Source organism: Devosia sp. (assembly GCF_017307565.1).
Classification (GTDB): domain Bacteria; phylum Pseudomonadota; class Alphaproteobacteria; order Rhizobiales; family Devosiaceae; genus Devosia.
The window spans coordinates 1-4,540 of the sequence record NZ_JAFKHD010000051.1 but is presented as its reverse complement, the minus strand read 5'-3'; the positions used below and the strand labels follow the sequence as shown (position 1 = coordinate 4,540).

Sequence of the window (4,540 nt, the reverse complement as noted above, 5' to 3'; positions counted from 1 at the left end):
GGAGGAACGAGCCGATCAGCGGCAGCGTCGTCGGGTTCCACGGGATCAGGCCGAAGAGGGTGAAGATGTTGGTCGGATCGGGCGCGGCGAGGTCCTGAATCCAGCCGAAGAACGGCGCGTGCCGCATTTCGATGGAAATGAAGATAACCGTGTAGAGCGCGAAGAAGACCGGGATCTGGATGAGGATCGGCCAACAACCGGACAGCGGATTGATCTTTTCCTTGCGGTAAAGCTCCATCATCGCCTGCTGCTGGGCCGGGCGGTCGTCCTTGAGACGTTCCTGGATCGACTTCATTTCCGGCTGTACGCGACGCATGGCGGCCATGGAGGCGTAGGAGCGGTTGGCGAGCGGGAAGAAGATCGCCTTGACGATAACGGTCACGGCGAGAACAGCGAGGCCGAAATTGCCGAGCAGGCCGTAGAGCGTCACCAGCAGCCAGTGCATCGGCTTGGTGAGGAAGTGGAACCAGCCCCAGTCGATCAGCAGTTCGAGACGGTCAAAGCCGTGCTCGGTCTGATAGGCAGCGATGACGGTGTCTTCCTTGGCGCCTGCGAAAACGAAGCTTTCGCTTGACGCGCTGCCGCCGGCCGGAACGACCACGGGCTGGGTTTCGACATAATTGGTCTGATAGACCGGGGTCGTACCCTGGGTCGTATAGGCGAAGCGGGCGTTGATGCCGGCGCCGGGCTGCGGCAGTACGGCCGTTGCCCAGTACTTGTCGGCAATGCCGAGCCAGCCGGAGGTCGAGGGGAAGTCGACCTGACGCTCGTTCTGCAGGTCGTGGTACTTGCGCGCCACGTAGTTGTTCGAGCCCAGAACGCCGATCGGACCTTCATGCTGGATGAAGAAGTTCTGCACCGGCGGGGTGCCCTGACGGACAACGCGGGCATAGGGGAACAGAGCCACGTCACCAGAACCGGCGTTTTCGACCGTCTGGGTGATGGTGAAGAGGTAGTGCTCGTCGAGCGCGATGGTGCGACGGAAGATCAGGCCCTGGCCATTGTCGTAGCGCAGCGTCACCGGAGTGGCGGCCGTCAGCGTCGTGGCGTCGCCTTCAACGGTCCACACGGTGTTGGCGTCGGGCAGGGTGATGGTGGCGCCGGCAGCGGGGGCCCAGCCGTGTTCCACATAATAACCACCCGGAGCGCCCGAGGGGCTCAGCAGGGTGATGATCGGAGAGGAGGGATCAACGGTCTCGCGGTACTTTTCGAGGCGAAGGTCGTCGATGCGGGCGCCGGTCAGGTTGATCGAGCCGGCAAGATCTTCGGTGTCGATGGAGACGCGGTTGGAAGCAGCAATCGCGGTGTCGCGGTCAGCAAAGGTCTGCAAGGACAACGGCTGATCGGGATTGGCGACCGGTGTGCCATCGGCGCTGGTGGCGGGCACTGCCAGGGCGGCCTGTTCTGCCTGCTGCTGCTGGGCGATTTCGTTGGCCCGCTGCTGGCGCTCCAGCTGCGGCCCGGCAACGAAGAACTGCCAGCCGAACAGCACGATCATGCTGAGCACAACGGCGAGAATCACATTGCGATTGTCAGAATTCATGGTGTCGCGTTCCGTGGGCCATGGCCGGCCCCTGTCCGATTATCATCCGCCTTTGTGTCATGCACATTTGTGTCATGGACTTTGGCGATAAGACCGTTGAGGTCTTTGATCATTTTGGCAAACGGGCGGCTAAGAGCCTCGCGCCTTGCCAACAGCACATAGTCATGGCCGGGTCGAAAGTCATCGGCACATGCTGCCGCAGCCGCGCGCAGACGGCGCTTCATGCGGTTGCGCTCCGGCGAATTGCCCACCTTCTTGGTGACGGTGAAACCGACGCCGGGCAATTCATCCTCGGCTGCAATAACCTGCAGCCCAAACGCAGAGCGCCCGGCGCGATTGCCCCGGGCTGCCCTCAAAAATTGCGAGCGCCGCCGGAGACGGCGCAATGTCGCGACATTTGGCGCGTCGGCCGTCATCCGGCCAACAGCCTTAGGCCGACAGCTTCTTACGGCCGTCGCGACGACGACGGTTCAGAATCGCGCGGCCGTCCTTGGTTGCCATACGGGCGCGGAAACCGTGACGACGAGCACGCACGAGCTTGCTGGGCTGATAAGTACGCTTCATGACTTTCAACCGCGCTTAAGCACGGTTCCTCTATTTTTGGCGCATATGCGCATAAACTTGTCCGGCCGACGGGCAGGGCGCGCCAGCTTTGTTCGTGGCGTCTATAGGGAAAAGCATAGGGCAAGTCAACGCGCGATGGGCCTCAAGCCTGTGCTTTCCAGCCTGTTGTCAGGCTCTCTATATCACCGCATAAGTGGACCATTGTTTAGCCCGCTGCGGAATCTGGCTCGTGTCCACTTCTCCTGACCTCTGCATTATCGGTGCCGGGACGCTCGGTGTCGATCTGGCTCTCTATGCGCGCCGTCTCGGCGCCAGCGTGGTTCTTGCCGATCGCAATCGTCCGGAGCCGGGAGATGACGTTCGCCAGGCCCTGCGTACAGCGTCGTTGTTTGAAAGCGCGAAACGCGCGCAGGATATGCGCCGGGCGCCCGAACTGGGCCTTGGGGCGGCCGAATCCAAATTGCAGATCAAGCAGGTCGTCGAGCGTGCTTCGCGGCTTGCCGAAGAGCGGGCACGTGCCTCGTCCGCCGAAATCCTGACAGCGCGCGGGGTCACCGTGATGCGCGGGGCGGTCAGTTTCGTTGACGGACGAAGCCTGCTGATTGGCGATCTGACGATCAAGCCGAGCAGGATCATCGTGGCGATCGGTGGGGTGCCGGTTGTGCCCGAGATTCCGGGCCTTGCCGATATCGAGCCGTTCACGACCGATTCCATTCTCGAGAATCAGCGCAAGCTTACCCATCTCATCGTCATTGGCGCGGACGCTGCCGCGGTGGAGCAGGCGCAAATCCAGCGGCGCCTCGGTGCCGAAGTGACTTTGGTGCCCCATGGCGAACTTCTCGCCGACTTTGATGCCGAGGCTGTCGCGCTGTTGCTCAATGCGCTCGCTGACGAGGGCATTTCGGTACGGAGCGGCGGTCGGGTTGTTGCCGTCAACGGCCGCTCGCAGGGAATCGGGGTCGAAATCGAGACCGCTGGCCAGCGCGAGGCGCTTGATGCATCGCACATTCTGGTGTCCTTCGGCCGCAAGGCCGATCTCGATGAGCTTGATATTGCCAAGGCAAAGCTCAAGGCCGGAACAAACTCCTCGCGCACGATCCGGCTTGTAGGGGCTTCGGCTGGTCAGGCCGATTGGGCCGTGGCGCGTGCGGAGGGCCATGCGATGATTGCGGGGCTGCTGGGTGCCCGTACGGCGGCTAGTGGGCCAATTCCGCGGCTTGTTCAGACCGAACCCTCGCTGGCGCAGATTGGGCCGGCAAAGGCCGGGCAGGGTGAGAGCGTCATCAGGGAAAACTTCGTCGAGAATGACCGGGCTGCCGCAATGGGCAGGGCGCGGGGACTCGTGAAGGTCGGCGTCGATGCCAAGGGGCACATTCTGCGGGCCAGCGTAGTTGGTTCGCAGGCTTCCGAACTTGCCGGGGCGCTGGCGATGGCGATGGGGCGCCGGCTGAGCCTTGCCGACCTCGCTGATCTGCCGCTGCCGCGACCGAGCCTTTTCGAGATTATTTCTCGCCTTGGAGAGAACTATCTATTCTCCTCAAGCGTATCAAAAAGAGGGCAGGAAAAGGGTGCGCTTCGACGCCTGCTTCGGTTTTAGGTCGAGGGGCTGACGCTCGGGCCTGTCATCTCTTATTATCGAGTCGCGATGACAGACGAATCCAATGTCACACAGGGTCGGTTTTCCGGCCTATCGAACAAGCTGATCGCCGCCATCATCGCGGTGATTCTGCTCGTCGAAATCATCGTGTACCTGCCGTCTCTCGCCACCTTCCGGGCTTCCTGGCTCGATGACCGCCTTCGCGTCGGCATCGTGGCGGCGCGGGTGCTTGATGCCGTGCCCGACGTCATGTCGGTGCCGCGGACGCTGACCGATCGCCTGCTGGCGTCCGCTGGGGCCAATGCCATCGTCTATCGGCGGGCGGGCCAGAGCCAGCTCATCGAACTGGCTGATCCGGTGACGCCCGATGTGGTTGCGACCGCCGATATGCGCCAGCGCGACCTGCCGAGCCTGATCGTTGGTGCGCTCGACACGATGTTTGCCGGGCCGGGACGCACCCTGCGTATCGTCGGCGAGGGTGACATCGACGACAGCCTCGTCGAAATTCTCATGCCCGAGCGACCGCTGCGCAGCGACATGATCAACTATTCGCGCAATATCCTCCTGGTCTCGCTGGGCTTTGCGGCGGTTACCGCCTTTGCGCTCTACATGCTGGTCAGCCAGCTCTTCATTCTGCCGGTGCAAAGGCTCACCAATAACATTCTGCGCTTCCGTAAGGCGCCTGAGAATGCCACGCTGATTCTCGCGCCCACGCAACGCGCCGATGAGATCGGCACGCTTGAAAGGGAGCTGGCGGCGATGGAGAGCGAGCTCTTCACGATGCTGCGACGGCAGCGGCACCTGGCCGACCTGGGGCTGGCTGTCGCCAAGATCAA

At 62.5% G+C, this 4,540-nt stretch carries 4 protein-coding genes and 1 pseudogene; 2 read left to right on the top strand and 3 right to left on the bottom strand.

Annotated elements, in window-relative coordinates; all coding sequences use genetic code 11:
- From yidC to rpmH, 3 genes are all read right to left on the bottom strand, one after another.
- A partial coding sequence (gene yidC / locus J0I64_RS01020) for a membrane protein insertase YidC (protein WP_291405552.1) occupies positions 1 to 1,543 on the bottom strand: 1,543 nt, incomplete at its 3' end.
- The gene (gene rnpA / locus J0I64_RS01015; protein ID WP_291405550.1) at positions 1,540 to 1,959 is read right to left on the bottom strand and encodes a ribonuclease P protein component; all 420 of its coding nucleotides are present in this window, start codon (positions 1,957 to 1,959) and stop codon (positions 1,540 to 1,542) included. The genes yidC and rnpA, both read right to left, overlap by 4 nt.
- A 13-nt stretch (positions 1,960 to 1,972) precedes the next feature.
- On the bottom strand, positions 1,973 to 2,107 hold the full coding sequence (rpmH, locus tag J0I64_RS01010) for a 50S ribosomal protein L34 (protein WP_035077916.1): 135 nt from the start codon (positions 2,105 to 2,107) through the stop codon (positions 1,973 to 1,975).
- Between the two features lie 229 nt (positions 2,108 to 2,336).
- Here rpmH and J0I64_RS01005 point away from each other — a divergent pair, with 229 nt between their 5' ends.
- A complete protein-coding gene (locus J0I64_RS01005; RefSeq protein WP_291405549.1) occupies positions 2,337 to 3,704 on the top strand; it encodes an FAD-dependent oxidoreductase in 1,368 nt (455 codons plus the stop codon).
- A 48-nt stretch (positions 3,705 to 3,752) separates the two neighbouring features.
- Positions 3,753 to 4,540, top strand: a pseudogene (locus J0I64_RS01000) (sensor histidine kinase); the annotation flags it as partial.